General features: G+C 61.6%; 18 protein-coding genes and 3 tRNA genes. 12 read left to right on the top strand and 9 right to left on the bottom strand.

Features of this window, described 5'->3' with window-relative positions; genetic code table 11:
* Positions 1-3: 3 nt before the first annotated feature.
* Positions 4-849 carry a bifunctional methylenetetrahydrofolate dehydrogenase/methenyltetrahydrofolate cyclohydrolase FolD gene (gene folD, locus EGJ68_RS10585; protein ID WP_123034506.1) on the bottom strand — a complete coding sequence of 282 codons (846 nt, stop codon included), beginning with the start codon at positions 847-849 and terminating at the stop codon, positions 4-6.
* 192 nt (positions 850-1,041) lie between these two features.
* On the opposite strand from folD, the gene EGJ68_RS10580 reads away from it, so the two are divergent.
* From EGJ68_RS10580 to EGJ68_RS10565, 4 genes are all read left to right on the top strand, one after another.
* Positions 1,042-1,118, top strand: a tRNA-Pro gene (locus tag EGJ68_RS10580).
* A 54-nt stretch (positions 1,119-1,172) separates the two neighbouring features.
* A tRNA-His gene (locus EGJ68_RS10575) sits at positions 1,173-1,248 on the top strand.
* Positions 1,249-1,390: 142 nt separating this feature from the next.
* Positions 1,391-1,467, top strand: a tRNA-Arg gene (locus EGJ68_RS10570).
* Positions 1,468-1,888: 421 nt separating this feature from the next.
* Complete coding sequence (locus tag EGJ68_RS10565) at positions 1,889-2,335, top strand: nitroreductase/quinone reductase family protein (protein WP_123034505.1); 447 nt, start codon at positions 1,889-1,891, stop codon at positions 2,333-2,335.
* A 172-nt stretch (positions 2,336-2,507) separates the two neighbouring features.
* Here the strand turns inward: EGJ68_RS10565 and EGJ68_RS10560 are convergent, their stop codons facing one another.
* Positions 2,508-3,458, bottom strand: a complete 951-nt coding sequence (locus EGJ68_RS10560) for an LLM class flavin-dependent oxidoreductase (protein ID WP_123034504.1) — start codon at positions 3,456-3,458, stop codon at positions 2,508-2,510.
* A gap of 34 nt (positions 3,459-3,492) precedes the next feature.
* A complete protein-coding gene (locus EGJ68_RS10555) occupies positions 3,493-5,862 on the bottom strand; it encodes a CaiB/BaiF CoA-transferase family protein (RefSeq protein WP_158283612.1) in 2,370 nt (789 codons plus the stop codon).
* Positions 5,863-6,155: 293 nt separating this feature from the next.
* On the opposite strand from EGJ68_RS10555, the gene EGJ68_RS10550 reads away from it, so the two are divergent.
* A complete protein-coding gene (locus EGJ68_RS10550) occupies positions 6,156-7,235 on the top strand; it encodes a hypothetical protein (protein ID WP_158283611.1) in 1,080 nt (359 codons plus the stop codon).
* Here EGJ68_RS10550 and EGJ68_RS10545 read toward each other — a convergent pair.
* The gene (locus EGJ68_RS10545; RefSeq protein WP_123034501.1) at positions 7,232-8,347 is read right to left on the bottom strand and encodes an NAD(P)-dependent oxidoreductase; all 1,116 of its coding nucleotides are present in this window, start codon (positions 8,345-8,347) and stop codon (positions 7,232-7,234) included. The two genes, EGJ68_RS10550 and EGJ68_RS10545, sit on opposite strands and share 4 nt — an antisense overlap.
* A 200-nt stretch (positions 8,348-8,547) precedes the next feature.
* Here EGJ68_RS10545 and EGJ68_RS10540 point away from each other — a divergent pair, with 200 nt between their 5' ends.
* The 4 genes from EGJ68_RS10540 to EGJ68_RS10525 are packed head-to-tail and all read left to right on the top strand — an operon-like array spanning position 8,548 to position 12,848.
* Positions 8,548-9,504 carry a UDP-glucuronic acid decarboxylase family protein gene (locus EGJ68_RS10540; RefSeq protein ID WP_123034500.1) on the top strand — a complete coding sequence of 319 codons (957 nt, stop codon included), beginning with the start codon at positions 8,548-8,550 and terminating at the stop codon, positions 9,502-9,504.
* 25 nt (positions 9,505-9,529) lie between these two features.
* Positions 9,530-10,921, top strand: coding sequence for a lipopolysaccharide biosynthesis protein (locus tag EGJ68_RS10535; RefSeq protein ID WP_158283610.1), 1,392 nt, complete (start codon positions 9,530-9,532; stop codon positions 10,919-10,921).
* Positions 10,918-11,823 (top strand): sulfotransferase family protein, encoded by a 906-nt coding sequence (locus EGJ68_RS10530; RefSeq protein WP_123034498.1) that lies wholly within the window; start codon positions 10,918-10,920, stop codon positions 11,821-11,823. Before EGJ68_RS10535 ends, EGJ68_RS10530 begins: the two co-directional genes overlap by 4 nt.
* Entirely contained in the window at positions 11,817-12,848 is a 1,032-nt protein-coding gene (locus tag EGJ68_RS10525) for a glycosyltransferase family 2 protein (protein WP_158283609.1), read from the top strand. The genes EGJ68_RS10530 and EGJ68_RS10525 overlap by 7 nt, the downstream gene beginning before the upstream one ends.
* On the opposite strand, the gene EGJ68_RS10520 is transcribed toward EGJ68_RS10525, so the two are convergent.
* The 5 genes from EGJ68_RS10520 to EGJ68_RS10505 are packed head-to-tail and all read right to left on the bottom strand — an operon-like array spanning position 12,813 to position 18,569.
* The gene (locus tag EGJ68_RS10520) at positions 12,813-13,589 is read right to left on the bottom strand and encodes a WecB/TagA/CpsF family glycosyltransferase (protein WP_123034496.1); all 777 of its coding nucleotides are present in this window, start codon (positions 13,587-13,589) and stop codon (positions 12,813-12,815) included. The genes EGJ68_RS10525 and EGJ68_RS10520 overlap by 36 nt on opposite strands.
* Entirely contained in the window at positions 13,582-14,502 is a 921-nt protein-coding gene (locus EGJ68_RS10515; protein ID WP_123034495.1) for a sulfotransferase family protein, read from the bottom strand. Before EGJ68_RS10515 ends, EGJ68_RS10520 begins: the two co-directional genes overlap by 8 nt.
* The gene (locus EGJ68_RS10510) at positions 14,492-15,868 is read right to left on the bottom strand and encodes an undecaprenyl-phosphate glucose phosphotransferase (RefSeq protein ID WP_158283608.1); all 1,377 of its coding nucleotides are present in this window, start codon (positions 15,866-15,868) and stop codon (positions 14,492-14,494) included. The genes EGJ68_RS10515 and EGJ68_RS10510 overlap by 11 nt, the downstream gene beginning before the upstream one ends.
* On the bottom strand, positions 15,868-17,292 hold the full coding sequence (locus tag EGJ68_RS18125) for a hypothetical protein (protein WP_158283607.1): 1,425 nt from the start codon (positions 17,290-17,292) through the stop codon (positions 15,868-15,870). The genes EGJ68_RS10510 and EGJ68_RS18125 overlap by 1 nt, the downstream gene beginning before the upstream one ends.
* Complete coding sequence (locus EGJ68_RS10505; RefSeq protein ID WP_158283606.1) at positions 17,289-18,569, bottom strand: hypothetical protein; 1,281 nt, start codon at positions 18,567-18,569, stop codon at positions 17,289-17,291. Before EGJ68_RS10505 ends, EGJ68_RS18125 begins: the two co-directional genes overlap by 4 nt.
* A gap of 167 nt (positions 18,570-18,736) precedes the next feature.
* Here EGJ68_RS10505 and EGJ68_RS10500 point away from each other — a divergent pair, with 167 nt between their 5' ends.
* The 3 genes from EGJ68_RS10500 to EGJ68_RS10490 are packed head-to-tail and all read left to right on the top strand — an operon-like array spanning position 18,737 to position 22,496.
* Complete coding sequence (locus EGJ68_RS10500) at positions 18,737-19,813, top strand: alpha/beta hydrolase (RefSeq protein ID WP_123034492.1); 1,077 nt, start codon at positions 18,737-18,739, stop codon at positions 19,811-19,813.
* Entirely contained in the window at positions 19,810-20,562 is a 753-nt protein-coding gene (locus EGJ68_RS10495) for a lysophospholipid acyltransferase family protein (RefSeq protein WP_123034491.1), read from the top strand. Before EGJ68_RS10500 ends, EGJ68_RS10495 begins: the two co-directional genes overlap by 4 nt.
* A gap of 23 nt (positions 20,563-20,585) precedes the next feature.
* Complete coding sequence (locus EGJ68_RS10490; RefSeq protein WP_123034490.1) at positions 20,586-22,496, top strand: aminotransferase class I/II-fold pyridoxal phosphate-dependent enzyme; 1,911 nt, start codon at positions 20,586-20,588, stop codon at positions 22,494-22,496.
* The last annotated feature ends 38 nt before the right edge of the window (positions 22,497-22,534 follow it).

Raw genomic sequence — 22,534 nt, 5'->3', positions numbered from 1 at the left:
GCGTTAGCCGATTGACTTTTCCCCGGACTCGACTGTCTGCATGATGAGCGTGTTGATCGTCATGGGGCCCACACCACCTGGCACGGGGGTGTAGGCGCTGGCGGTTTCCAGCAGGGGGGCGAGTTCGATGTCACCCACGCCGCCGGGGTGGTAGCCCGCGTCGACTACGACAGCCCCTGGCTTTACCCAGGATGCTTTGATAAATTCCGGCTTGCCCACGGCGCCAACCAGGATGTCTGCCTGTGCGACAAGCGCAGGCAGGTCCTGCGTGCGCGAGTGGCAGATGGTGACGGTGGCATTCTTTTGCAGCAGCATCATCGCCATCGGTTTGCCGAGTATGGGGCTGCGGCCCACCACCACCGCGTGCTTGCCTTCAATCTCCACACCGTAACTTTCCAGCATCCGCATGATGCCCTGCGGTGTCGCGCAGCCATAGGCGTCCTCGCCCATGGCCATGCGGCCGAAGCCCAGGCAGGTCACGCCGTCGACATCCTTTTCCAGCGCTATGGCATCGAAACAGGCGCGCTCATCGATCTGTTCGGGCACCGGGTGTTGCAACAGAATGCCGTGGACATCGGGGTTGGTATTCAGGGCGGCAATTTCCGCCAGCAACTGCTCAGTGCTGGTGGCGGCCGGGAGTTCAACGGCAAGTGACTCCATGCCCACGCGGCGGCAGGCATTGCCCTTCATTTTGACGTAGGTAGCGGAAGCCGGATCGTCACCGACCAGAATGGTGGCGAGGATGGGCGTTTTCCCGCCGGAACGGGTTTTCAATTGCTCGACGCGCGCGAGCAGCTTGGCTTCGGTCTTGGCCGCGAGGGCCTTGCCGTCCAGAACCAGTGCTGACATGGGTCTGTTTCCTGTAATCTTAGGGGGATGGGAGTCATTCGCCGCGTATTGTCCCACGGGCAGGTGGCGATTGGGAGAGGAGGGCGGTGCGAAAGGCGTATATTATGACCAAACGGACGTTGACGCCCTTGCGGGGGCTGAGTATCATTCGCCACCTGAAAACGGGCTGCACGTTTGGTCCATGCAAGATATCGGGGTATAGCGCAGTCTGGTAGCGCGCCTGCTTTGGGAGCAGGATGTCGGGAGTTCGAATCTCTCTACCCCGACCAACTATTGGCCACGGTTGTCGAGTTGGTTGTGTTGTTTTCAGCCCTTTTGCAGTGGTGGCCGTAGCTCACCTGGTAGAGCACCGGATTGTGACTCCGGAGGTAGCGGGTTCAAGACCCGTCGGCCACCCCATCTTCTGTGTCGCTGTATCCACACTAACGAACCCCGCAAGACCCTCTGGAATCGCTCGCCCCCAATGGTATACTCGCGCCGCGTCGAGGTTGCGGGTCACCGTTGAACCCCGACAGGGCACTCTGTTGCCATCAGCCTCTGTGGGGGTATAGCTCAGCTGGATAGAGCAACGGCCTTCTAAGCCGTAGGTCGAGGGTTCGAGTCCTTCTGCCCCTGCCACTAAGTTACTGAAATAAAAAGATTTATCTTGTATCGTTAGATATTCCTAGCTGAAAAAAAGCAGCGTAAGTGCAAGATAAGTGCAACGAGCCATGCATCGACGCGCTTTCAGTAGCCGATGACGAGAAACTGATGATCAGAGATGAAGAAAAGGCCTTCGTGGCTGCCATCAGGAAGGCGAGGAAAATCCAAGAAATACATGCGGCGCTGGAACTGCTGCCACTGCCCCCGGCGACTCTACCAAAGCAACTCCGGCGACATCGGAGGAACCGTGGTTGGCTATTCTTCAGGAAAGGACGACGAATACCTTGGAAAACTGAGCTTCCTGAAAGTGCTTTCCGACATCAAGCAGTTGGCCCGTTGATCCACACCAATGCGGTAGGCGTACCCTGTAGCTCATTCCGGACACGAGCCGATCGCAATGTTTGCCAGCCTTTCCACCCTTGAGCGCAACCTGTTCCGCGGTCTTAATGCCGTGGTAGAACCCGCAGTACGGAATGGCGTCGCCTCATCGTGTCTGCTGCCAGTCAGCATGATTGTGCTGGAAAGCACCGGTTTCAAATCCGGCAGTCCCAGGCGCACGCCATTGTGGAGTCTGGCGGCTGGCCCCTACAGGGTCATAGGTACCGCTCGTGGTGGTCGTTCCTTCTGGGTGAAAAATCTACAGAAGACGCCGCAAGTGCAGTATTTCATTGGCGGCAAGGCCAGGCCCGCCACCGCGCTGGTGGTGACGCCCGGATACAGCGGCGAGCCCAGTGAGACTTCACCGGCGCTCTTGCGGTGGCTACTGGAGCGACTGCGCGGATTTCCAGTAGAGGGCTGGGAATTTGCTATCCTGATGAGCCGGCCTGTAGCTGGTAAGCTCTGAGGATAGCCATCACACGGCCCCGTCACTCTGCTCTGACTCCAGTGCGATTGAGGGCCACGCTTAGTTCCTCGACCACATCGTTGGTGACTTCATCTTTAGACTGGATCTGGCAGGCCAGGAGCAGTGTGAGGTAGAACTGCGCGTCACCAGTGCAGCTCCCACCTGCGCACCTTCAGTCCGGTATTTTCAATTGCGCCAGGCCCGGCTTGATGAGCGACTCGTAAGTATCGATAAAGGCTTCAGGTTCCTCGGGTACGGAAAAAATAAAGCGGCGTGCGCCGGCGTCGACGAAGCTCTGCATCTGCTCTATGAAGTCCTCGGGACGTCCCAACAGGCAGTATTTGCGCGCGGCGTCGCGGAAGGGCCGGTTATAGATCATTTCCAGCATGGCCGCCGCGCGGTCCAGCGCCGCCTCATAGCTTTTGTCGGGAAAGGTGAAAATAAACGCCGATGATTCAAAGTCGACGGCCTTTCTACCGAAACGTGCTGCCTGTTGGTCGATTTCGCGCATGTTCTCAGCGTATTGCTGCGCCGAACACATATGCGATATGTAGCCATCGCCATGCTGACCAGCGCGTCGGAATGTAGGGCCTTTACGTCCACCGATAAGGATGGGGGGCCCGCCTTTCTGCAGTGGCTTGGGGTCCAGTGACACGGGCCCGAAGGAGAAATGCTCTCCCCGGTGCTCCGCCCGGTCTTCCGTCCACAACGTGCGTAAAACCTGGATGGCTTCGTCAATTCTCGGGCCGCGTTCTTCCAGTGGCACACCGCAGGCCTCAAATTCGGGAGGGAACTCTCCACCCACCCCAACCCCGAGGGTGAGGCGTCCGCCAGACAACAGGTCGAGCGTAGAGGTGATCTTGGCCACCGGTGTGGGATGCCGCAATGGCAGCAGATAGACGCTGGTGCCCAGGCGCACCCGCTCGGTGATCGCGGACACAAAGGTGAGTGCAGTCAATGACTCCAGCAGCGGGATGTAAAAAGATACGTGGTCGCCAACCCAGATCGAGTCGAAGCCCGCCGCCTCCATTCTCGGTGCCAAACGCAGCATATCTGCCCGGTTCTGTGCGGGCAGTACCATGCCACACTGTATGTCCTGTGGCAGCTTGAGGTTCTCGAACATGGTTGCTCCTTGTTTCTGATTTTTTCGGGACACGCTAGGGCACGAAGGCTGGTCGGGTGCCGATCACGCCCGCGGTCTGCAATTGTTCCAGCTCATCAGGCTGCAGACCCGCCAGCTCACCCAGCACCTGTGCATTGTGCTCTCCCAGCATCGGGGCAGGGGCGCGTAACGGAAACCGCTGCCCGTCAAACTGAAAGGGAAAGTTGGGGTAATCCAGTTCACCGGCTACCGCGTGCTGTAGCCGGGTAAAAAAGCCATTTGCGCGCAGCTGGGGATGATTTTGCAGCTCACGCACATTGCGCAGAGCGGCCGCAGGCACACCCGCTGCCAACAGTGTATCGAGTGCATCGGCAGCGTCTTGTGGCGCGCACCATTGTGCGACCGCGGTCTCGATGCGGGTCTCTTCTGCTCGGCGTCCGGCTCTGTCCGCTAGTGCTATTGCGTCCGCAAACCCCTTGCCAAGCAGGCCAGCCAGTGCCTGCCACTGTGCATCGGTTTCTACTGCAACAGCGATCTCGGCGCCATCCACGCAGCTGAAAACGCCCTGCGGCACTGCGTGTGGGCTGCGGTTACCGTGCCTGCCCAGGCGCGAACCGTAGGCCGTGTATTCTGCAATTTGTTCGCTAACCGCGTAGAGACCGGCCTCCGCCAGAGGTACCTCCACCAGTTGCCCGCCGGCGCCTGCAGCCCTGAGGCGCAGCGCTGCCAGTGTCGCGATGACAGCATGCATGCCGCCGAGTGGGTCGACGCAGCCCCGGGGAACTACCGGCGAGCGGTCGGGATAGCCGGTTTGCCAAGCCAGGCCCGAAACCTGCTCGATCGTCATGGCAAAACCGGTGCGGTGACGCCAGGGGCCCTCGAGACCAAAGGCCGGCATGCGGACCATCACTGCTTCCGGGTTCAGCGCGCTGATTTGCGCCCAGTCGAGGCCGAATTGCTGCATGACCCGGGGAGAGAAGTTCTCTATGACGACATCACATTTCGCGATGAGCTTTTTGATCGCGGCCAGACCGCGACTGTCGTTGAGATCGAGGGTAATGCCAAGCTTGCCGGTATTCGCCCCGTGCGTTATCGGCGAGCACTCCCAAAGTGGTTTGTCTTTGGGGAAAAAGCCAGCGGCGAAACGCATGCCATCGGGATGCTGTGTCGATTCGACCTTGATGACCTCTGCGCCGAATAGAGCGAAGCAGGCGCCGGCCACTGGCCCCGCCCAGAAAGCGGTAAGATCAAGCACACGCAGGCCCTGCATGGGCAGGATTGCATCTCGCTCCGGGGCTTTGTCCCGCGGGGTCCAGTCAGTTGACTGCGTGCCGCGCCGGGGGGCGGTGCCGGGGCGACGTAAACGTCCTTTGCCCAGGCGGTAGGGCGGACGTGGCTGCTGATGTTGATCCGGATGCCGCCAGAAGCTTTTCCGGGCGACGAACTGGGCCATGCCCAGCACTGTGGCGCCATCTCCGACGGGGGCCACAGGAATTCGCCGTCGCTCCGCTTCCTCGATGATCTGGGCGACGCTGTGGCGTTGGGTCCAGGCGTGGATTGCGGGCTGCACCCTGTCAATGTGCTGGAAGCGCATGAAGCCGGTGCGCAATGTGGGGTCGTCGCCCAGATCCGGGCGACCGATCATTTCCGCGAAACTGCGCCATTGCTTTTCGGTGATCGTGCAAAGCCCCACCCAGCCGTCATTTGCGGGTTCGATGCTCGGTACATCCACTGACGCCGGCATGGGCGTATCCGGCTCCAGTTGGCCGTGCAGGTACTGATAGGGCTGGAAACTCAGCAGCATGGCTTCAAAACGGGACACTTCGACGCGGCGGCCTGGCGTCATGCGCAGCGCAGCCATTGCCGCCACAGCAGCAAACACGCCGCAAATATGGTTACCGATATGCCCGCCTGCGGCAAAGGGCGCACGATCCGGGTAGCCGCGGTAGGCGGTGGCACCCACTTCGGCCTGCAGCGTGAATTCCGTGGCCGGTCGACCTGACCATGGCCCCTTGTCGCCCCAATCACTGATACTGATGATGGACAGTTGGGGGTATTTCGCCAGCAATTCCGCGTCGACCAAACCAGCACTCTCCAGCTGGCCCTCTTCGAGCAGCAGGTCTGCCTCTGCCAATAACGCCTCCATAGCGGCACGACCTTGGGCGGTTGACAAGTCCAGGGTGGCGCCGCGTTTACTGGCATGCAGGCAGTTGAACAGTGCTCCCGTGTCTTCCGGTGCCAGTGGTTCGCCGCCGTCGAGTTCCGCGGATGCTCGCCACTGGCGTAGCGCCGCGCCACCCGGGGGTTCCACCAGAATGACCTCGGCGCCGGCCTCTGTCAGTATTTTCCCCGCGGTTGCCGCACTGGTGCCGCCGGCCAGCTCAAGTACGCGGATGCCCTGAAGGGGAAACGCCTCGCTTATCATGACGCTGTGCACCTGCCTGTTGTTAGGAATGGTGTTGGCATAGCGCCTTAGTATGCACAGCTCGCCCTGTGACTGCATCCGGATACGTCCGTGCTTGTGCAGTTTGCGTGAGTTGCCCAAATTCTCGTACTCAGAGGGCGCACGTAGTGTGGGCCTGTCGGCGTCCTTTAAGCGGCGAGAATGGTCTACACTAATTCACGTTTACACTGCAGGTGTGCTCGCGCTCCTTGTCAGAACAGCATCAATAACCGTTTTTTATAGGCAAGGCAGGGAAAGCAATGGATAGCTTTCGCGTGAAATACGAGATTTCCAACCCTGGGCAGCCAAGCCTGCTGCCGGAAGTCGCTTTCGCCCCGAATGGTCAAGCGTTTGCTGTGTCTGTGCAGGAGCAGAATGAAGTTCGCCTCTACGAGACCGCGACCGGGCGGTTACTGCGTTGCTGGAAGAATCCGGAGGCCGGGTTTGCCGAGCCTCACGGGGTGCTGCTCACAGAGCGGCATCTTTTGGTGTCCAACCGGAATTACTTCAAGGCACCGAGTGAGATTCGCGCGTACAGCCTCAACAGCAAGGACGATTACCCCCTGCATCGCCTGGTCACACCCTTCAGTGAGCTGGTTGAGGCTCACAGCATGGCGCTCTCGAATGGCCGTTTGCTGGTCACTTACTGTGAGGGCGAGGGGCGCACGGGCGGGGTGGTCTGCTACGCGTACGACGACGAACGCGGCAGCATAGGCGAACCGCTCTCGGTGGTGGATGCGTGTTTTCATCGTCTCGGTGACCCCAAGGGCGTGACCTTTTTCGATCAGGGTCGACGGGCACTGGTCTCGTTCAATTCGTTAAAACCAAATCCGCCGCTACAGCGACTGATCGTGCGCTCGATGCGGCGCTGGTACAAAAAAATGGCCGATTCCAGGGGGAACGTGTGGCGCAGCGCCTGGAACGTACTGGGAGAAGGGCGGGGCAAGCAAAGAAAGCCCCCGCCGATTTTGCACAACGGGCTCGCGGTTTTCGCGATTGATGCGGCGGGCAAGCTGTCACCAGAACCCGAGCGGGTTTTGCTGCGCGATGAATTCTGCCGGCTTGAAAACGTCCACTGCCTCGACGGTACCTGTGCCGTGGCGGATACCATCAACGGGCAGGTGCTGCTGTATGACGTTGTCGCAGACCCGAATCTGGAGCGCCCCGAGGAGATCGTGCAGGAAGCACTCACCTTGCCCCACGGCGTCAAGCTGTCGCCGGATGGCAACACCCTGGTTGTGAGCAATTACGGCCTGCGTGCCTGGCGACAGGAGATCATCTGGTTCGGCTGGAGCAAACCCCGCACGGACACCGTGGCGATCTATCAGCGTGAGGCCCGCCCGCAGCCAGCCTAAACGCGGCGTACCGAGGGCCGCAGCAAACGGTTGCGCGCCCTGATGATGCGAGTGGTGAGCCGTCCCCGCGAGGTTTTTGACGCGTGTGTATACAGGTCTGCAGGACGCAGTTGGTTGCGCAATGTGCGTCCACTCAGGAATCGACTGTAGTTGTCCTCGATGATAGCAATCTCGGCGCTCTCGCGATCCGCCACCCGCGGCGTCACGTGCGGTGTAATGAGCACATTCTGCTGCCGCCAGAGGCTGTCCCAGGGGGGTAAAGGTTCGGGGTCGGTAACGTCCAGACCGGCGCCGGAGAGGGTGCCCCGTTTGAGCGCAGCTTTCAGCGCGGCGGTGTCTGCCAGGCGCGCACGGGCAACATTGATCAGCATCGCGCCGGGTTTGAGCAGAGCGAACTGACGCTCGCCGAGCATGAAGTGGCTGCTGTCATTGAGAGAGGCCGCCAGCACAACAATGTCGGCGTGCGGCAACAGATCGTCGACGGAGTCGCCTGCCGCGAGGCTGGCAACGGGAATGCCGAGGCCTTCGTCTCCCGCCGCGCTGCGCCGGAACGCGAAAACCTGCAGCCCCAGCGCGAGGCAGCGGGGAACGAGGGCTTTGGCGGTGCATCCGAGGCCAATAAGCAGCACGCTGCGGCCCTCAAGCCCGCGCATTGTACCGGCACCGCTCAAACCCCACACGCGGTTGCGTTGTGCCTTCAGCTGCTGCGCGCTGTTGTAGGCCAGTGCCAGCATGAAGAACAGCGCGTGCTCGGCCAGCACGGCGGCAGAGCGCCCGGATGCCGATGTCACAGCGAAGGGGGCATTGATGATTTCCCGAGTGGCACAGGCATCCAGTCCGCTGCGATTACAGTGGACCCAGCGCAGCTGCTGATGCTGGAGATAGCTTGCGTCAGGCACCGTTGGCAGCACGGCAATATCCGCTGTGCCCAACTCCCGGCGCAGGGCCGCGTGCGCGCTGGGGCGCAGGAAAACCGTCTGGGCGGGCTGGAACAGCGCCTCGAGGCGCGCGCGGTGGTGTTCACTGTAGGGCGATGCAATAACAACGCGGTTTGGCGCAGCCACAGTTGTTTGTGGTTCGGAACGGTCGCTGTCGCTTGTTGCTGGATTCATCTTCCTGGTTATCCCTCGGCCCGGTGTTTAGCGCAATCACGTCAATGCGAGTAGTAGCACGGGAGGTGTGCAGCGTCCATTCTGGCGACGCACACGAAACTGGTCTGGAAATCGTTCCTTGTGTACCCTGTGAGGTGACCTGAAAGGCTGGGCGCATCGCGCTGTTCATCGGCCAAACATCGTACAACGGAGCCCCGGCTATGCGATCTCCTTCACGTCCCCGTGTTCTGGTAACAGGCGGGGCAGGCTTTCTCGGCAGTCATTTGTGCGAGCGTCTTCTCGCCGATGGCCACGATGTACTCTGCGTGGACAACTTCTTCACCGGCAGCCGCGACAATGTGCTGCACTTGCTCGGCAACCCCCGATTCGAATTGTTGCGTCACGATGTCACATTCCCGCTGTACGTCGAGGTCGATCAGATCTACAACCTCGCGTGCCCTGCATCGCCGATTCACTATCAGCTGGACCCGGTACAGACGACCAAGACCAGTGTACACGGCGCCATCAACATGCTCGGCCTGGCCAAGCGAGTCAATGCCCGCATTCTGCAAGCCTCTACCAGCGAAGTGTACGGTGACCCGGAAGTCCATCCCCAGCAAGAGGGCTATTGGGGGCGTGTGAACCCTGTGGGCCCACGTGCCTGCTATGACGAGGGGAAGCGCTGTGCTGAAACACTGTTCTTCGACTATTACCGTCAACATGGGTTGCGTATCAAGGTGGCGCGCATTTTCAATACCTACGGGCCGCGCATGCACCCCAACGATGGCCGCGTTGTTTCAAATTTTATTGTTCAGGCACTCAGCGGCGCACCGATAACGCTCTATGGCGACGGCCAGCAAACCCGCTCTTTCTGTTACGTGGACGACCTGATCGAGGGCTTGATTCGGCTCATGAACACGCCGGATGACGTGACCGGCCCCGTGAATCTGGGCAACCCGGTGGAGTTCACGATTCGCGAGCTTGCAGAGCAGGTGCTGGTAAAAACCCGGTCTTCCTCCGAGTTATTGCAGGAGTCCCTGCCGGAGGACGATCCACGTCAGCGTCAGCCCGATATCGGCCTCGCCAAAGCGCTACTCGATTGGGAGCCCGCCGTGCCCCTGGCCGATGGGTTGGAACGCACCATAGACTACTTCAGGCGCATTGGTTCCGACGTATGACACCGTTTGTGCTGCCATGAGTCCGGTGGTACATCTCAGACATGCGGCTGCGCGACTGAAACAGAAAGCGAATGGCAGTCGTGTGTTGCGCGCAGGCTTCCTGGCCTCACTGGTGCGCGGTACCGGGCTGCTGATCACCTTTGGGTTGCAGCTATTGCTGGCACGCCTGATTGGCGACGCCACCCACTACGGGCTCTATGCCTGGGGGCAGAACCTGCTGTTCCTGCTGGGCGCTGTCTTTGCCATTGGTATTCCACTCGCCAGCAGTCGTCTCATTGCGGTGCATCACGCCCGGGGTGACCAGGCCACGGCCTCGAGAGTGGCCTGGCACAGTACAGGCTGGTTGCTGCTAACGTGCGCCCTGGGCGTCGCCGGGGTGACTGCGCTGGTGCTTGCCATGCCGGCTGAGCGGTTTGTCGATTTTCCGCGCGCGCTGATCCTGTTGGCCGTGTTTGCCGCACCTCTGGTTGCGTTTACCACCTTGCTGCAGGCGCATGCCAGGGCAAAGGGTCGGCTTCTGCTGGCTTTTGGGCCGACACAAGTGCTGCGCCCACTGTTTACAGCGCTTATCGCTGGCGTCGTTGTACTCTGGGTGGGCTTCCAGTTCGGGGCAATGGAGGCCATGCTCGCCCTGGCTGGCAGTTTGCTGCTGGTGCTCTTGCTGCAATGCGTGCTGGTTGCGCGCTCCGGGCGCCGGCATGAGCCCTTGCCCGTCAACGAGCCATTGGCAGAGGAGGGGAACTATGCGCCTTCGCAGCTTATGCACAATGCACTCCCGCTGTTTGCGACGCGCTGCGCCACCTTGACCATGCAATACAGCAGTACGCTGCTGCTGGGTATTCTGGGCGGACCAGCGATTGCCGCGAGTTTTTTTGTGGCAGATCGTCTGGCGCGCCTTGGTGCGATACCGGGTACGGTTGTCGCGGCGGTGGTGCAGCCCTGGCTCGCCAGCGCGTATGCCGAGCGACAGCATGAAAAATTGCAGGCGGTGGTTACCGAGGCGAGCCATGTCAGTCTCTGGCCCACTCTGCTCGGCTGCGTTCTGCTCTATCTCGCTGCCCCGTTTCTGGTAGGGTTGTTTGGCGCCGATTACCAGGGCGCGCTGGAGGTGCTGGGCATTCTGCTGCTTGGCTACGTTGCGGGTGCAAGTCTTGGTCCCAGTCAGCAAATGCTGGTCATGAGCGGCCATCAGAGAGTGCTCATGCACATCATGACGCTGTCGGCCCTGGTACACGTCCTGGCGCTTATACTTCTCATTCCGGATTTTGGTGCTACCGGTGCTGCGGCCGCCACATTGCTCAGCACGACCCTCGCGCGTTCGCTGTGCCTGGTGATTGTGCGCCGACGCCTGGGTCTGCAGCCATCGGCGCTCGTCCACCTGGCGCAGCGATTGCGAAACAAGGAGCCATTGTCATGATCAGTGAATCCGTCCCCGCGTCGCCCGGAGGCAAGGCTCGGCGGCGCGTTGCGGTAGTCGTGCGGCGCAGGTTGCGGGCGTACCGTATGGATCTCGCCAAGTATTACCGCAGGGACTGCGTGTTACCGGACTTTCTGATTATCGGGGCGATGAAGTCGGGCACCACAACCCTGTTTCATATGTTACGACAACATCCGGGCTTTTTGCCGCCGCTCGCGAAGGAACTGCAGTACTTCCATCAACCCCGCAATTTTCGCCGCGGCGAAGCCTGGTACCGCGCCCATTTTCCGCGCCAAAGCCAGTTTGACGCGGCTCGCGTCCGGCTCGGATACAGGCCGGTAACGGGAGAGGCAACACCGGCTATGTCAGCACCCGGTTATGCACGGCATGCGGCAGCGCTGGTTCCCGGTGCCCGCCTGGTGGTGACCTTGCGCAACCCGGTGGACCGCGCCTGGTCACACTATCAGCACATGCGTCGCAACCTGTTGCCGGAAAAACTCGACTTCGGCTCGGCACTCACAAGAGAGCAAGACTGGTACGCGCGTGGGCTGGAGCTCACGACAGACAACTTTGCAACGCTCGGGCCCCGCCTGCACAAGTTGGGCTACATCAAGCGCGGCCAATACGCCGAGCAGATTGAAGAGTGGCTGCGTCATTTTCCGAGGGAGCAGTTCCTCTTCCTCAACTTCGATGCCTGGAGAAACGAGCCTGTTGCTGCTGCATCACGTATTGCAGCGCATGTTGGCCTGCCCGCTCACAGTTTTCAGGCGGCCGCAGCGAATACCGGCGGCTACGGCGACGCCATGCCGGCGCAGAGCCGGGAGTATCTGACCGAGCACTTTCGGCCATGGAACGCGCGTCTGTTCGATCTGCTCGGCGAGGACTGGGGGTGGCCTTGCTAGCTTCAATGACGCCAGGTCCACCACTGTCCATTGTGGTGAATAATTATAACTATGCACGCTATCTGTCGGCGGCATTGGAGTCAGTGCTTACCCAGCTAGGTGAGCAGGACGAGATCATTGTTGTCGACGATGGCTCCACTGATGACTCGGCGGAGGTGTTATCACGCTACGCGGATAACCCACATATGACCGTCATACTGCAGCCTAACCAGGGGCAATTTGCCGCCGTATTGAATGGGCTGGCTGCCGCGCGTGGTGAGCTGTGTGTGTTGCTCGACAGCGATGACTGCCTGCTGCCGGGGTATCTGTCACGCTTGCGTACCATCTCGCGCGCGCGGCCGCAGGAAGACTTTTTTTTCAGCGCGGCCGAGCCCGGGGGGGATAGTGTGTCCGCGGCTGAGATGACGCGTGCAACACTGGCCAGAATGGCGCTGCCCGAGGGGCCGACCGGGGCCAGCCGATGGGGAACCTGGGCCGCGGGTGAGTTTCTGGGTACCCCCACATCGGGGCTGGCATTGCGCGAGAGCCTCGTCGCGACCATTCTTTTGATGCGTGAACAGCTGGATGATCGGCTGGCGTGCCCCACGTGGGCGGTGCGTGTATTTCGCATGAACGCCGCAAGTCACACCGTCAGTCGACTGTCGGCTGATGGCATCATCGTGCGCGCGAGCTCGCTGCTCGGTGCGCGCAAGTACTGTATCCGAACGCCCGGATTCTTCTACCGTATTCATGGTAGCAACGCGTTCGCCGGGCTCGGTACGCTGGCGCGATTGTATTTACGCTTCAAGCGCGGCAAGCAGGTGGTGCACATGGTGGGCGCAGCGATGGACATACCCTCGAGGCCGAGCGTGCGGCAGGTTTTGCTGGAGGCAGGGGAGCGCAGCGCACCCCTTCGAGTCAGGCGTCGCATCACACTCTGGCTCAACTACAGCCGGGCCCTGCTTTGTGCAGCGGATGCTATTCCAATACGGGTGACCGCGCTGGTGCAGTTACCGTGGCGCCTCTTTCGACAGAGCGAGGCGTAAGCGGAAGAGGGGGCCGAGCAAACACCAGGGTGTCAGCAGGTAGCGGCGCCAGAGCCGTCCGGGGTCGTGTAACAGGCGGTACAGCCAAGCCGCGCCAAGCCGTGACCAGGAGGCGGGTGGTTGCGCCTGCTCACCGCTGTAATAGTCCAGCGTGCCCCCCGCCTGGAGGATAATGCCGGCGGTGAGCGCATCGCGGTGCTCAAGTATCCACTGCTCCTGCAGAGGCATCCCGAGCCCGACCAGCAACAGGTCCGGAGCGAAGGCATTGATCTGCTCAATGACCCGTCCGCTGTTCGATGCATATCCGTGGTGCAGGCCGATGGCGAGTTCCGGCCAGGATTCTCCCAGCCAGTGGCGCGCCCGCTCAACACTTGCTGGTGACCCGCCCAGGTAAAAAACGCGTAGAGAGGCGCGTTCCGCCATGGTGAGGAACTCAGGCAGGCAATCCATAAAGGAAAAGCGCTGCATGCCCGCAGTTTCGACGCCGGCAACCCGTAACGCCCACAATGCGCCCATGCCGTCGATGTAGCACTCGCAACTCGTCTGGTAAAAGCGGCGCACCTGCTCGTCGGTTTGCACCAGATACAGGCTGTGCAGGTTGTGGTGTGCGAATATAATGCCTTTCTCGCCCTCTGCAAGGCGGGCCGTCAGTTGCAGGAAAAAGTCGGGCAGGCTGCGTGCCCGAATCGTGCAGCCGGCAAACGCGGCCAGTGCAGGCCCGCTGGAGCTGTCTTCATTCATCCGGCAGCCATTCGCGCAAATTCCGGTTGGTGACGTTCATGAGCCCCTCAATCTCAGCGCTGAACTCGCGGCTCAATGCGTTGCGCTGTGCTCTCGGCAAGGGCGGCAGGCGGCGCAGATTGGATTGATCGATACGCTCCTTGGTCCAGCTTACAAAGGGCAATGGCAGCAGGCGACGCGCTGTGCGTTTGAGGCGAGGAGAGCGCACCAGTCGATACAGCGCGCGGCTGCGCGGTAGGCCTGAACGGTTTTGTCGGTGTGCGGCGGGGGTTCTGCCCGCTGTTTCCAACTCAAGGAAATTGCAGCAGTCCCGCCACAGACTTTCTGGCCTGTCGCGCAAGTCCTCGTAAAACATGATGTGTACGCGGTCCCTGCCGAACTGTTTGATATAGTCGCGCACGGGCGCCAGGTAGTGACTCATTTCCCGATATCGCAACAGGTGTGACGGTTTTTTCCGCTCGGGTTCCGCCTGCAGCGCCTGTGCAAACTGCTCACACGGTTCTTCGTTGTCGCGCCGGGCATGACACCAGGCGGAATAAGCGCGGTCGGCGGGTTGGCGCAGTATGATCAGAATCCTCGCCTCGGCATTGAAGTTGTGCAGGCGCGCCGCCATACCCGGCTCGGAAAGGTACCAGGTGCTGGCATCGCCGAGGTAGCGGGCCTGTGCCGGGGCATCCTGGAACAGGTCGAGATACGCCGCGCGCGACGCGACGACCCATGAGCTTGCCGCTGCCGGGCGTCCATAACCGTCCAGCGCCCGGTAACCCGCAGCGCCGAAAGCGAGGTAGCCTGGCTCCTTTGGTTGGCACATGTAGATCTCAGGGTGCTGACTGAGCATGACTGCCAGGGTGGTGGTGCCGCTCTTTTGCGCGCCAACCAGAAACAGATTGGGGAGGCGTGGCTCAGTAGGCATTGCGGCCACTCCAGCCCAGCAACGCCGTTTTTGCCAGAATTTTGATGTCAAGCCAGATCGACCAGTTCTCGATGTAGTAGAGGTCGTATTCGAGTCGCTTCTGCATTTTATCCAGGGTCTCCGTCGCACCTCGGCAACCGTTGATTTGTGCCCACCCGGTGATGCCGGGCTTCACGCGGTGACGTTGCATGTAGGTGTCCAGCCGTTTGCGATATTGATTGTTCAGTTCCAGTGGATGTGGCCTCGGCCCCACCAGGGACATGTCGCCCTGCAGCACATTGAACAGTTGCGGTAGCTCATCGAGGCTGCTGCGCCGCAGAAAACGTCCCAAACGGGTCACACGCGGGTCATTGCGGCTGGCCTGTCGTGTGTCAGTGCTGGTTGCGGTGTGCATGGTGCGGAACTTGAATACCCGGATGATCCTTCCACCACCACCGTGACGGGGTTGGGTAAAAAGCGCCGGTCCCGGGGAGTCCAGGCGCACCAGCGCGGCGATCAGCAAAAGCAGCGGTGACAGAGCCAGCAGCGAGACCGCCGCCAGCGAGCGGTCCATCAGCGCCTTGATTACCGCTTCGGGGCCATCCAGCGGGGTGGCGTTGAGTTCTATCACCGTGAGGCCATCCACATCGTTGATGCGGTGCTGCAGCATGCGCAGCACGGTGAGGTCGGGCACGTAGCGCACTGGCAGGCTGCTCTGGCTCAGGCCACTTTGTAGAACCGTGTCGGGAATGGCGCTGGCGCCATCGGGCGCGAGCCAGAGCTCGTCTACATGACTTTCAGCGCCGTTCAGGAGTTCGTCGAGCTCGGTGAAGTGTCCGAGAAACGTGGCGGGTAGATGCAGGTCTGCCGTTTCCGGCTCCCCCGGTAGCGCCAGCATGCCAATCACCTGGTTGTGCGCTTGCCGGCTTTGCAGCTGTGACACTGTCGCACAGGCCAGTGGACCGGTGCCCAGCATCAGTATCCTGCGGCGGGCTGACTTGGTCAGCCTGCTGGCAAACAGGCGCCAGACTGCCATGCCCGGAACACTCACTATGACCCAACCCAACATCCACAGGCGGGAGAATTCCGCAGTGGACTTGGTCAGCATGGCGATTGCCAGCAGGCTGCCAAATACCAGCAGTAAACCGGGAGCCGCCGCGACCACGCCGCGCACTGGGTGGCACCATTGCGGGTGGCGATAGGCGCCGGTAAGCGGGAGCAGGACGATCGCGAGCAGAAAGGCCAGTAGCAGGGCGATAGGGTAGGGGGCGCCCATGTTGGCGTCGGGGAAGCGCAGCAGCCAGCTGATTCCTCCTGCCGTTACCAGGGCGAGAGCATCCAGCGGCGGTGCATAAGCCGTCAGGCGGGTGTTGGTTGATGCAGCCACTAGCGGGCCTCTGTTGTGCTGTTGGCACGCCAGAGCGTACCCAGTTGCGTAAAGGCAACGTAGACACCCAGCGGTACGACGTAGAGCAGCGCTCGATCCAGTGTGACGCCGTTGGCGGCCTGACGGAAATAGTGGGTGAGGCCAAACACCGCCAACAGAACGCCCAGGCCACAGACAAACACCACGAGGGCGATACTGTGCAGGGTCCTATACCCACGTAGCCACAGGCCCGCGACCAGACAGGTGAAGAGCAATAGCCAGAACAGATGCCAGTTGGCGGTGATAAAAAAGCTGTCCCAGAGTAGTGGTAGCAGCGGAGCGGGCGCGAGCTGCAGGGTGGGCAGCGCTCCGGGCAAGTGGATTGTCAGGTGGTCGGCACCAAATTGCGCGGCGTCGGGATGCAAACCCAGCAACAAGCCCACAGCGGTCAGCGCCAATGCGCTGCCCAGAAACCAGCCAACCCAGCGGACCGGGGGGCGCCACAGGAGCAGCCCTGCAGCGGCGAGCAGAATCACCGCGTAGGCGAGCCCGGGCACTTTGAAGAGAGCGCAGCATAGCGCCAGTAACGCGGCGAGCACCCCCCAGCGCCACTGGCCAGAGGCATGCCATTCCGCCAGGGCCATGCCGCCAAGCCCAAATGCCACTGCAAGCCAGAGGTCCGCGTACCCGGGTAGCGCTGTGTGGGTGTTGGCCAGGGGCTGGCTAAGCAGTGCAAAGACGGCGAGCGCACAGACGGCTCGAGGCAAACACAGTTGGCGCAGGTGTCCCCAGAGCGCGAGCCCCGCTGCGGCTGGTAGCAGCAGCCAGGGCAGGTACAGGAGGTTGTGGTCGTAGGTGCCGCCACCCAGCATGGGCCAGAGCAACAGCAAGGGCACGCCGGGCGGATAGACATTGGCCCGCGGATTGCCCAGGGTGTAGGGCGCGGGGTCTGCCGTGGCGGCCAACCATTGCTCGGGCATCACAAAGGTGGCCAGTGTGCCCTGATGGAACCAGACCACCGCACGCGGCGCCCAGTTCATCCACGCATCCCATGCGAACAGCGGCCGCATTGTCACTTCGCTGGCGAGGCTCAAACCGCGTTCAGCGAGGAAAGCCAGGAGTGGCAGCAGCCACAGTGCATCACGCCAGCCCACTGTCAATTCTGGCCCTGACGACGGTGTGTTCCGTCTCCACGCCAGTACCAATAGTGCGGTCAGCGCAGCCAGGACCCAGGCGAGAGGTGCGAACGCCAATCTCAGACCGAGGAGGTCCCATGCGAGCAGAAGCAGAATGATGAGCAGCTGCCCGACCATGAATCCATGCCCCAGCAACAGTGTGACCCGGAGTGGCCCGAGCAAGGCGCGCACGGCGACCACGCCGGCCAGCCAGGGCAGGGCCAAGGCGAGCATGAGTCCTGTCGTGTCAAGTTCGGGAATCGTCGTCATGGTGTGGTCGGTACCCCCAGGTAGCCGGATAGCAGATACAGATTGCCTCTGGCATGTGAGTCCACCAGGCGCGCCCGATAGGCGTGGTGACCATCGCTGAGTATTTTCTGTTGCGGCACGTACTGGATCTGCGGCATTGCGCCCAGCGTCAGCACGTAGTCGCCGCGGCGCATTTGACCGGGTGGCAGCAGCTCGCCACCGTAGTTGTAGGTGTTGGCCGGAAGCATGTGGAACTGCAGGCGCAAGCGATCAAAATTGTGACCCGCCGCCGCGTTCAAGAGGAACACCCGCGCATCCTGCGAGTGCAGTCGACCCTGTATGTGCCCGGCGTAATCGTATAGCTCTGCGTGGCGACTCGCGGCATGTTTCTCGGCCTGTGTTTTACCTGCGAAGGCTTCGCCAGTGAGGCGGGACTGCCGATCGAGTTGTGCCTGCCACAAACGATCCAATAACAACCAGGGCAAAAATATGGCGAGCAATCCTGCGGCCAGCAGAGCGCGGGACCCCGGCCGCTGCCAGGCCGCCCAAAGTGCAACAAGCGTCAGTGCCAGTGCCGCCCAGAGGCCGATGAGTCGCGCTGGGGAATGATCGCTACCCAGGGGAGCGCCAAGGTAGCGATTGATGGCGAAAGCCGGCCAGCTGCCACCTGCATGCCAGTGCGACCAGGCCGTCCCCAGGTTCGCCGTGCGGGAATCCGGATGAAAGGCAAGTGCGCGCAATGCGACCGGGGTGGCTGCATCGGCACTGAATGCGCCCAATGCCACGTGTGTTGTCGTACCTCGCCAGAGCTCCGAGGTGGACATCCGGTGCCAGCTCACACCATTGCCCGCCGCCTCAAGGGGTGCGTAAAACTGTTGCCCGGGCTGCTCCTGTGTGCGCCAGAAAAGGAAATAGCGCAGCGATGGGTTGCCCCCCACCGCGTCGAGCCGAATGTGGGGATAGCGTTCCAGTGGCAGCCGCGCCTCAACGGCAAACACCGCCTCGCCGCCGGTCAGCTGGCCAATGATCTGGGTGCTACCGTCGATATAGGCGCCGTCGCCCCGCTCGGCCCGAAAATCGCTTCCCGCAAATACGCGGCTGGCAGCTGTGCCAGATACCGCAGCGCCATGCCCGGCATCCAGTTGCGGCAATAGCGCCCACAGCGCGAGAGCGGCAAGCAGAAGTGCGCCGCCCGAGGCCAGCACGCCCCGCAGCATGCTCTCTGCACTGCCATCGGACACCGTAGCGGGGTCCGATGGTAGGGCACCAGGCCCCTCTGCGTTTTGCCAGCTATTCATAAATACCAGGGACTTCACTGCTGAAAAAACTGCAGCTTAGCGCTTGGCGCTCCACAGGCCAAGGTTCGGACAGGGGTTTGAGCCGCGTTTTAGCCGGCAAAGCTCTGCGTTGTGTACTCCACAGGCCTTCTGGTTTAATGCAGGCCTCATCGCTCCGGGAGGTTCACATGGTCTGGTTTATTGTTGTGGTGCTGGCACTCGTGCTGTTCAGCCTGCTCTATTTGCGCGGCGCTGACATGTCGCGTTTTGACGGGCCTGCACTGCCTGCACCGACATCGCCGCCCAGCTCGGGGCATGCGGACGTCTTGCAGCGCCTGCGTGAGCTGCTACCGGCAGGGCAGGCGAAGCAGCGCGGCCGTGCACAGCTTGTGCACATGCGCAGCCTGATGGATGGCCTGAGCGCCGGCCGTGATTTTACCTGCAGTTTTGTGCCTGTCAGTGCGGCGAACGTGCGCGGCGAATGGGTCCTGGCGCCGGGACACGATGCCAGGCGTCGCCTGCTGTACATACACGGCGGCGCGTGGATTGCCGGTAGCCCGCTCAGTCACAGGGCAATTACGGACCGTCTGGCTCGCCTGACCGGCGCGGCGGTGTTTTCACTGGACTACCGTCTGCTTCCGGAAAACAGGCGCATAGATGGCATTCATGATTGCCGCAACGCCTGGCGCTGGCTGTTGGAAAATGGCCCCGATGGCCCGACGCCTCTGGACTATGCCATGGTGGCCGGAGATTCCGCGGGGGGTAGCCTCACCCTCGGCTTGATTGCCTGGATTCGCGACGAAGGCCTGCGCCAGGCCGATGCGGCTATCGGCTTTTCGCCGTCGACGGATGTAACCATGAGCGGCGGCAGTCTGCGTACTAATCTGGCGACCGACCCGATGCTGGGCCCGATGTTCAGCTGGATGGCGAGGGTGCCGGCGCTGCTGCTCCTGTGGGGTACCTGGTTTACCAATCGGCTGCCACCCTCGCACCCGGATGTGTCTCCGCTGCGCGGCAATCTGGCCGGCCTGCCTCCCACCCTGCTGCAGGTGAGTGAGCAGGAAATGCTGCTCGACGACTCCCGCCGCTATGCGGCCCGAGCAGAGGAGGCAGGGTCGCCAGTGGTGCTGCAGACCTGGCCGCACATGGTGCACGTGTGGCAAATGTTCACGCCGGAGCTGGAGGAGGCGGAAGAGGCCTTCGCCAATATCGCGGAGTTCCTCACCAGCGCGGGTGTTCCCGTGACGGAGGGCGGCGACCTGTGAAAGTGGTGCGCTCTCTGCTGGTTTTCCTGTGGATGGTGGTGACGGTCATTCCGGTTGGCTTGGCTTTGGTGGTGATGTCGCTGTTTCTCAACGATACCCGGCTTTGGTGGTGGTTTGCCGTCCCGTGGCTGCGCGGCGTGGTGGAAGCGGCGCGGCTCATCGCCGGTGTACAGTATCGTATTCACGGCATGGAGAACCTGCCGGCGCCGGATGACATGCGCCGCATCGTACTGTGCCCCAAGCACCAGTCGACCTGGGAGACCTTTTTCTTCCCGAGCATGACGCCGCATCCGTTGGCGTATGTTTTCAAGAAAGAGCTTCTGTACATTCCCATCTTTGGCTGGTGTCTCGCGCGGCTCAAGATGGTGCATATCGATCGCAGCAAGCGTTCTGAAGCCTGGACCCGCGTGGCCGCTCAGGGCAGGGAGCTGATGGACCGTGGCAAGTGGGTCATCATGTTTCCCGAAGGCACGCGCACGGCGCGTGGCAGCAAGGGGCAGTACAAGAGCGGCGCCACCCGTCTTGCCGTTGCCACCGGCGCCAGCGTTATTCCTGTTGCCGTGACCTCCGGGCGCTGCTGGCCACGACGCACATTCCTGTTTATCCCCGGTGTCATTGATGTGTCGATCGGCACGCCGGTTTCCGCGCTGGACAGGGACCCGGGAGAACTCATGGACGAGGTGGAGCGCTGGATAGAAGCCGAGATGCACCGGCTTGACCCACTGGCATACCAGGCCCCGGCGAGCTGAGCGACCAACACAGGACACCCGCGATGCGAGAACCTCAGGTGCACGTTGCGATCGTCAGTGGCGACCCTGTGTTTGCGACTCGCTGGGTGGATGAGTTGACCCGTTGCGCGGCACTGGAACAGCGGGCTCTGCACAGGGGTTTTCACTTCCGCGCGCTGAAAACGGGTGCAGATATGCTGCGTGCGGCAGGCGAGGATGGCCTGTTGCAGGCAGCGGTGGTGGACGCCAGCACGCTGCCGGATGCCGCCTCGGTACTGCCGGTTCTTGCCCGGCTGCGCCCGGAGCTGGACCTGTTTCTGATGCCCAATGGGGATACGGTCCCCGATGCCGTCGCGGTGGAGTTGTTGCACAGGGAGGACACCCGGCCCTCGCAGCTTTTCCGTCAGCTGGTAAGTGCCCTGCAGCGTCGGTCGCGTACCCCTTTTGCCGACACCCTGCGCGACTACGTTTACAGCGCCAAGGATGCCTGGCACACCCCCGGTCATTCCGGGGGCGACAGCCTGCGTGACAGCCCCTGGGTGGCGGATTTCTACGAACTCATGGGCGAGCATATATTCAATACCGATCTGTCCGTGTCGGTGCAGACGCTCGATTCACTGCTGGAACCCCACAGCGTCATTCAGGAAGCACAGGCACTCGCTGCGCAAGCCTTCGGCGCACGCCATACGTTTTTCGTCACCAATGGTACGTCCACCGCGAACAAGGTCATCCTGCAGCAGCTTGCCGGTGCCGGTGGCAAAGTGATCCTGGATCAGGCCTGTCACAAATCGGTGCATCACGCGGTGGTTCTGTTCGGCGTCGAGCCCGTCTATCTGCCTGCCTCCATGAATACACGCTTCGGATTTTACGGCCCCGTGCCACAGCAGGAGGTGATTGCGGCGATTGACGCAAATCCGGATGCGCAGCTACTGGTGCTGACGAGCTGCACATATGACGGCTTTCGCTATGATCTGGCGCCGATCGTTCGCCATGCGCATGCTGCAGGCATCAAGGTGTTGGTGGATGAAGCCTGGTATGCGCACGGTCGCTTCCATCCCGAACTGCATCCCTGTGCACTCGATTGCGGCGCAGACTACGTGACTCAGAGTACGCACAAGATGCTGTCCGCGTTTTCCCAGGCGAGCATGATTCACGTCACCGACCCGGATTTTGACCTGCACCGGTTCCGGGAAAATCTCAACATGCATACCTCAACCAGTCCGCAGTACGCGATGATCGCCAGTCTTGACGTGGCGCGGAAACAAATGAGTCTTGAGGGCTTTGCGCGCCTGCAGGGCTGCTTCAGGATCGCGATACAGCTGCGCGAGGGTATTGATCGAACGGGAGTGTTTCGAGTCTTGACCCTCGATGACATGCTGCCGCATGCATTGCGCGACGACGCGATACGGCTGGATCCGCTCAAACTCAGCGTGGATGTGTCGGCGTCGGGGTATTCCGCGCGTCAGCTACAGCTGTTGTTATTTGAAGACTACGGCATTCAGATCGAAAAGGTGACGCACAATACCCTGAGTATTCTGGTCACCCTGGGTTCCACCGAAAGCAAGGTGTTGCGCTTGCTCAACGCACTGCAGGCACTGGCGCGCGCGGCGCCGGGACAGGCAGACGCCAGCTCGCCGCGGCGCCAGGGCGCAGGGTTGCCGGCGCTGAGCGACTTCGCCTGTCTGCCGCGGGAGGCCTATTTTGCGCCTGCGGTGCTGGTGCCCTTGCAGGGGGTGGAGCAGGGCGTCAACCCGGCAGTGGTGGGCGCTGTCAGTGCCGACCAGGTAGTGCCGTATCCTCCGGGTATTCCTGTATTGGTGCCGGGGCAGAGGATTTCGGAGGAGATTGCAATTTTTCTCTGCGACCTGTTTCGCGCCAACGCCGGTATCGAAATCCACGGTCTGGTGACACAGGGTGATGCGCCCTGTCTGCGTGTGGTGCCGGGGCTTTCCTGAGCCGGCGGCATCGTCTAGGCTAGGGGTTTTTGGAACGA

This window comes from Haliea alexandrii (genome assembly GCF_003719295.1).
In the GTDB taxonomy this organism is placed as follows: Bacteria; Pseudomonadota; Gammaproteobacteria; order Pseudomonadales; family Halieaceae; genus Haliea; species Haliea alexandrii.
Note: the sequence above shows the minus strand (reverse complement) of the source record. Positions and strands in the feature narration are given on the sequence as shown.

What these genes read in the sequence shown, in the direction of transcription:
- EGJ68_RS10565 (WP_123034505.1), top strand. Translation starts at nt 1,889, where the DNA reads ATGTTTGCCAGCCTTTCCACCCTTGAGCGCAACCTGTTCCGCGGTCTT.
- EGJ68_RS10505 (WP_158283606.1), bottom strand. Translation starts at nt 18,569, where the DNA reads ATGAATAGCTGGCAAAACGCAGAGGGGCCTGGTGCCCTACCATCGGAC.
- EGJ68_RS10530 (WP_123034498.1), top strand. Translation starts at nt 10,918, where the DNA reads ATGATCAGTGAATCCGTCCCCGCGTCGCCCGGAGGCAAGGCTCGGCGG.
- EGJ68_RS10540 (WP_123034500.1), top strand. Translation starts at nt 8,548, where the DNA reads ATGCGATCTCCTTCACGTCCCCGTGTTCTGGTAACAGGCGGGGCAGGC.
- folD (WP_123034506.1), bottom strand. Translation starts at nt 849, where the DNA reads ATGTCAGCACTGGTTCTGGACGGCAAGGCCCTCGCGGCCAAGACCGAA.
- EGJ68_RS10490 (WP_123034490.1), top strand. Translation starts at nt 20,586, where the DNA reads ATGCGAGAACCTCAGGTGCACGTTGCGATCGTCAGTGGCGACCCTGTG.
- EGJ68_RS10545 (WP_123034501.1), bottom strand. Translation starts at nt 8,347, where the DNA reads ATGAATCCAGCAACAAGCGACAGCGACCGTTCCGAACCACAAACAACT.
- EGJ68_RS10520 (WP_123034496.1), bottom strand. Translation starts at nt 13,589, where the DNA reads ATGAATGAAGACAGCTCCAGCGGGCCTGCACTGGCCGCGTTTGCCGGC.
- EGJ68_RS10500 (WP_123034492.1), top strand. Translation starts at nt 18,737, where the DNA reads ATGGTCTGGTTTATTGTTGTGGTGCTGGCACTCGTGCTGTTCAGCCTG.
- EGJ68_RS10555 (WP_158283612.1), bottom strand. Translation starts at nt 5,862, where the DNA reads ATGATAAGCGAGGCGTTTCCCCTTCAGGGCATCCGCGTACTTGAGCTG.
- EGJ68_RS10560 (WP_123034504.1), bottom strand. Translation starts at nt 3,458, where the DNA reads ATGTTCGAGAACCTCAAGCTGCCACAGGACATACAGTGTGGCATGGTA.
- EGJ68_RS18125 (WP_158283607.1), bottom strand. Translation starts at nt 17,292, where the DNA reads ATGACGACGATTCCCGAACTTGACACGACAGGACTCATGCTCGCCTTG.
- EGJ68_RS10515 (WP_123034495.1), bottom strand. Translation starts at nt 14,502, where the DNA reads ATGCCTACTGAGCCACGCCTCCCCAATCTGTTTCTGGTTGGCGCGCAA.